This window comes from Legionella sp., from assembly GCF_049790535.1.
In the GTDB taxonomy this organism is placed as follows: domain Bacteria; phylum Pseudomonadota; class Gammaproteobacteria; order Legionellales; family Legionellaceae; genus Legionella.
This window is the reverse complement of sequence record NZ_JBAQZB010000118.1, coordinates 1-5354: the sequence shown is the minus strand read 5'-3', so window position 1 is coordinate 5354 and position 5354 is coordinate 1. Positions and strand designations below refer to the sequence as shown.

Sequence of the window (5354 nt, the reverse complement as noted above, 5' to 3'; positions counted from 1 at the left end):
AGTTTAGTACTGAAGAAGAGGAAAAAGAATTAAAGCAACAACTCTCATTGTATGGGATGAATTTTTCTGTTTATGAAAAGATTTTACCGTTGACGAAGTTAGCAAGCGAGCAAGAGCAATCGACGTTGCCGCCTTCAGAGCAATTGAAGGGGGCAAGATTACACGCGGCAAAGTTAGCTATTTTATTCGATGATGCTGAAAAAGCAATTGAATATCTTAAACGCTATGAAAAACAATATCCTAATAGTAAACAATTAATCCATGATGCTTGTCTTTTCTCTTTGCCGGAAGGTAAATGGAATGTTTCTTTGTGGCGAGGAATTATAGCCAATCAAAATCCAAGCCGTCCGAACGATTTAATTATGCGTTTTTTACCCTTTGCTAAGAAGATTGAAGACTATGTCAAAGATAATCGCACAATACTTAAGACAGAGGTTGAAAAGAAAATAACCGCGGAATATACACAAAAATTTTTGCAAGAATATGATACTAAGTTAAAAGAAGAAGAAAAAAATAATCAAAAAGGTAGTGAGCAGATTAAGAACGAATCGATAGAAAAATACTTGGCCGCCAAAATGAAAAGCATTAAGACGGAATGGGATAAAAAATTTGATAGCTATTTGCGCTCTAAACTTAGCTTATCAGAGAGAAGTAAGTTGGAAGGTAAAGACAGAGAAAATTTAGCCTTGAGGAAAAAAAATCTCAACTTAGACGATAAGAAAACGCTATTAACGATTAAAGCAGAAGTAATGAATAACTATAGAAAAAAGGCTGAAGAAAGTTATAAACAATGGCCAGAACTTGGTTTAACGATGGAGAGCAAAGAGAAGTATATTGAACAACAACTCCAGAAAACAAAAAAGGAAATAGAACAAAAAATACAATATAAAAAATCTAATTTGCTAACAGCTAAGACCTCTCTTGAGGACATTAACGCCTATTCCCGTCATGCATTTTACCAGCATGCAGGAAAACATCCCGAAGCAGCAGAGCTATTTTTTTATTATGGTATAAAAGAAAAGAATTTTGATGAATATCTTTCTTTGAAGTCACAGGATGATCCAGAGCAGATACCAAACATTACTATTAAAGGTGAAGAGATCAATCCGGAATATACTGGCTATTATCTTAAAAAGTTGCCGCCCAGTGATCCACGGGCGGCTATTTTAGGTAAATTGACAAGTTGCTGCCAGTCCATTGGCGATGAAGGAAGTAGCTCTGCTAAACATGGCATTACTGATCCGCGCGGCGGATTTTATGTGCTGTGTAAAAAAACGGAGAACCAACCAGAAACCATTCTTGCACAATGTTGGGCTTGGCGTAGTCAAGCCAATACCATGGTGTTTGATTCTGTAGAAAGCCAGATAGATTTTAGAAATAAATCGATACCGCAAATGATACCGGATTTTTATACGTATTTAGCGGCTCTGCTAGTTCAAAAATATAATGTTCCACGCGTATCGGTGGGGCGCGGTGGAGAAACGCCACCTCAGCTAGGTATTCTAAACGCTTCTATTTCATCTAAATTTGTTGATTATTATGAATACAGCGATGCTAAGAAGCAGAGTTTAATAGCAGATAAAGAGCTGCCCTTGATTCAGGTTTATAATGAGTTGAATGCAACGTATATGCCCAGCATACTTAATGCGATGAGTCGTGAGTCATTATTAGAATGGGCTGATCTTTTGGTTTTAAACAATAAACAGGAAAATTCTATTTTTATAGATTGTGTTGAACCGTTAATGGATAAAGCAGGATTAAAAAAAGAGGAGTTTAAAGAACGTATTGAGTTAACAAAGGCATGGTTAAAATATTTGAACGATAAGAATAAAGATATTTCCCAGCTAAAATCATTCATCAATAAAGGTGTTAATCCAAATCTCACCAATGATTATGGCAAGACTGTGCTGTATGAGGCAGCTTCTGATGGCAACACGGATATGGCGCAATGCTTAGTGGGGCACGGCGCGGATGTCAACGCTAAGGATAATTATGGCATTACTGCGCTGCATCGGGATGCTTATGCTAACAAATGGGATATAATACGGTTATTAGTAGAGAAGGGTGTTGATAATATCAACGCTAAGGAGGATATGTTTGGCAGGACTGTGCTGCATATGGTAGCTTCTGATGGCAAAACGGATATGGCGCAGTGGCGCGGATGTTAACGCTAAGGATAATTATGGCAAGACTGTGCTGCATAAGGCAGCTTCTTCTGGCAACACGGATATGGCGCAATGCTTAGTGGGGCACGGCGCGGATGTCAACGCTAAGGATAATTCTGACATTACTGTGCTGCAAGAGGTAGCTTCTGATGGCAACAGGGATATGGCGCGGTGGTTAGTGGAGCACGGCGTGGATGTCAACGCTAAGGATAATTCTGGCATTACTGCCCTGCATCGGGCTGCTAATGCTAAAAAATGGGATATAGTACGGTTATTAGTAGAGAAGGGCGCCGATATCAACGCTAAGGGTACTGCTGGCAAGACTGTGCTGCATGTGGCAACTTTTAATAACCAGTTGGATTTGGTGCAACGGTTAGTGAAGCACGGCGCGGATGTCAACGCTAAGAATAATCGTGGCGAAATTGCAAAAGATTACACTTATGATGAAGTTATAAGAGATTTTTTGGAGGAGGCAAAACAATCGCAAATATCTGCAGTGACGCCACGTTTTTTTCAAGTGCAATCACTAGAATCTGGCCAAAGTAGCGAATCTGTTCCATCGGAAAAACCCAAACCAACAAAATGAAGCGTTGATCATTTTTTATTTGTAGGGGTTCCTTTTAGGCCATTGGTAAATGTCTTAATTCACACGGGTGACTGGTGCATATTAGATTACACCTCCATGAGAAATTTTAGACGAATGTAGTATGCAATTTATACGCTTAGTGGCTGTAAAAATAAAAAATTGGTTAAAAAACCAAATGGCGTTGCTTTACCTGTTGACTGAGACTTTCTAATGGGTGACCCCTAAGGCTCTCGCATCCTCGCTTCTCTTACCGTATCCCCAAAGGTCATTTGTTGATCATCCTCCTTAGCTAACAGGATCTGATTATTCTCTTAAAATAACAAAATGTAAACTGTTTAGTAAACGGAAAATTTTATTATGCTTTGTACGAGACAAAAAATAAAAAGGGAAACCTATAAATCAGAATAACTCGCTGATATTTAAAAGATTTCATATAATCTTTTTGTCTAGAAAAGGTGTAAATATGAAGTATATCAGCGAGTTGCGAGAGATATTAGGTGAAGAACTCAATTGGCACAAGTCCTGAATTGATTGTTTTGCGCAAATGTTATTGGCTTTATTCACGGTGAGAAGTATTAATTTAAGCGAAATTGCAGTGGCGATGCAAAACGAGGTTCTCATTGAATCGCGTTATAAACGTGTGAAGCGTTTCTTTTCAAGTTTTGAATTTGATTTTACTTGCATTTCACGATGGATATATTCTTTATTTTTTTCTAAAACCCAGCCTGTCTACCTAGCTATTGATAGAACGAATTGGTATTGGGGAAAATCGAAAATTAATATTTTTATGCTGTCAGTTTGGTATGAAGGCATTGCTATTTCTTTATTCTGGACGTTGTTAAATAAAGCCGGTAATATAACAGCCAAAGAACAGATTTCCTTACTATCAAGGTTTATCAATACCTTTGGCAAGGAACAGATTCAAGGCATTTTGGCGGATAGAGAATTCCCTAACTGCCTGGTTAACAGAAGAAAATATCCCGTTTTACATGCGGATTAAAGGAAATATGGATGTGTGCATTGGCCAAAAAAAATTTAAAACTTCAGCCCAATTATTTGCTCATCTAGCCCCCTCTCAACATCACGTATTTGGCATGCGAGTGCACGTGTTTGGGCAACCACTTTATTTGGCCAATTCTAAAAACTCACTCAATGAGTTAATGATTGTAGTGACTAATAAACATCCAAAGAATGCCATTGCATGTTACTTGCAACGCTGGGAAATCGGCGTGTCCAGGTTAAGGATGCTGCATCTAGTCGGTGAAAGTCCGACCGAGGAAAAAGACTCAAGCCTCGTAGCGCGAGAGCCAGACGATGGAGCCCTCCGACAACATAATCAGAAAGGGATAAGCGCAATACACCAGGCTGTTACAGACTATTAAATGTACTCGATGATTTTAATCGTGAAGGTCTCGCTATTGAGGTTGACATGTCTTTACCGGCAGAGCGCGTTGTAAGAACGCTTAATCAAATCATTGAATGGCGAGGCAAACCGAAACAAATACGCTGTGATAACGGACCTGAATATGTGAGTAAGTTATTGGAACAATGGGCTCATAAAAATCAGATACAGTTAATTTTTATCCAACCAGGAAACCCTCAACAAAATGCTTATATTGAACGGTATAATCGTACGGTTAGATATGATTGGTTAAGCCAATATTTATTTGAAAATATTGCTCAGGTACAACTACATGCGACACAATGGTTATGGACCTACAACAATAAACGTCCAAATACTGCTATTGGAGGGATTACTCCAAGGCAAAAATTGGCACTAGTTGCCTAATACTCTACTTTTAACTTCAGTTAAAAATGGGGGGTTACCGGAAAATTCTCATAATTGGTCCCTGAGCGTTATTTACTTGGCGTTTCTTCCTAATGGTCTATTTGATTAAGCCTATGATAACTATCATTGCATATTATTTAAATTTTGATATAGCATGAGATATTAGACAATAAAATATGTGGATAATAAGACATCCACCAAGTAAGAAATAAGAGAATCTATCTCGAACGTATATCGATAACGGATTATAATATGCAATCAAATTTATACCAATATTGATAGTAATCGTTAAAAAGAAAAAGAGGAATGTGTATTTTTTATGCTCGTTTAATAACATTGCAAAAAATGCGAAGATGAGCGCATAAACAATCCCTATAAAACTTAAGTAATATAAAGCAATAGGCCACCATCCTCTTAGATCTACATTTGAATATCGAACCACAAATGAGATAAGAACACTAATGATGAAACTATAAAAAATTAAAAATAAATCATTCCAAAATTCACCTTTTTTATTATGTTTTCCAGGCATCTTTTTTATAAATGGAGAACTCTTATTTGACCATACGGATATTGACCAAATTAGAGGAAAGGTGAATAAAATATCGAAAACAGTAATTACACCAGAAAAAGTATTTAACAATAAAAATAGCGTGTAAAATCCAAACAAGTATAAGGAAAGTGAATTTATATTCTTAAATAAATTCAATACCGATTTATTCATAATAGGTTCGCAAAGAAAATAATCATTTTCGGCTTAACAACATTTCATTATTTAACTACAATAGCCATCCCAAAATATACGATAGTGTCG

At 37.0% G+C, this 5354-nt stretch carries 4 protein-coding genes and 1 pseudogene; all 5 read left to right on the top strand.

From position 1 onward, the window contains the following. Positions 1-2168 (top strand): ankyrin repeat domain-containing protein (locus WA877_RS07445; RefSeq protein WP_425170288.1); only part of this gene is annotated, 2168 nt, incomplete at its 5' end. 25 nt (positions 2169-2193) lie between these two features. Then, positions 2194-2751 carry an ankyrin repeat domain-containing protein gene (locus WA877_RS07440; RefSeq protein ID WP_425170287.1) on the top strand — a complete coding sequence of 186 codons (558 nt, stop codon included), beginning with the start codon at positions 2194-2196 and terminating at the stop codon, positions 2749-2751. 565 nt (positions 2752-3316) lie between these two features. Continuing rightward, positions 3317-3751 (top strand): hypothetical protein, encoded by a 435-nt coding sequence (locus WA877_RS07435; RefSeq protein WP_425170286.1) that lies wholly within the window; start codon positions 3317-3319, stop codon positions 3749-3751. 13 nt (positions 3752-3764) lie between these two features. Further along, positions 3765-4133, top strand: coding sequence for a hypothetical protein (locus WA877_RS07430; RefSeq protein WP_425170285.1), 369 nt, complete (start codon positions 3765-3767; stop codon positions 4131-4133). Further along, positions 4121-4540: pseudogene (locus tag WA877_RS07425) on the top strand (integrase core domain-containing protein); the annotation flags it as partial. The gene WA877_RS07430 and the pseudogene WA877_RS07425, both read left to right, overlap by 13 nt. Between the last annotated feature and the right edge of the window lie 814 nt (positions 4541-5354).